The following is a 522-nucleotide window of genomic DNA, read 5'->3' on the forward strand; positions in this document are numbered from 1 at the left end:
CCTGGTTTTCTTCACCAATCACTGCATGTGGGAAAATACGGTTATCTTTACCAATTTTGGTATGGCCTTTGATTACTACGTGAGACATGACTTCAGTACCTTCACCAATCTCCACCGTTGAGGTGATGTAGGTAAAAGGACCAACCGTCACGTTAGCGCCAATTTTTGCGCCTTCTTCTACCACCGCAGCTGGGTGGATTTTAGCGGTTTCATGAATCATATTAAAACTCTCGACGAGCACACTTCAGCTCTGCTGAACACACTACTTCGCCGTCAACTTTTGCTACACCGCTAAATGCAGCAATGCCACGACGCTCTTTTAGAAATTCAACTTCAATAACCATTTGGTCACCAGGAACCACAGGTTTACGGAATTTCGCGCCGTCTACACTCGCAAAGTAGTACAACTCGTTTTCTGTCGGTGCACCAAATGATTTAAATGCTAGTAGGCCAGTAGCCTGAGCCATAGCTTCCAGAATCAACACACCTGGGAATACTGGTAGTTGAGGAAAGTGACCTGTG

The 522-nt window shown here is 45.6% G+C and carries 1 protein-coding gene and 1 pseudogene; both read right to left on the reverse strand.

The annotated features are described in order from the left end of the window. Window positions 1–220 (reverse strand): annotated as a pseudogene (locus R8O11_RS31155) (acyl-[acyl-carrier-protein]--UDP-N-acetylglucosamine O-acyltransferase); the annotation flags it as partial. A gap of 1 nt (window position 221) precedes the next feature. Further along, window positions 222–522 (reverse strand): 3-hydroxyacyl-ACP dehydratase FabZ (fabZ, locus tag R8O11_RS31160; protein WP_318195383.1); only part of this gene is annotated, 301 nt, incomplete at its 5' end.

The sequence above is a fragment of the Vibrio sp. 1288 genome, assembly GCF_033344475.1.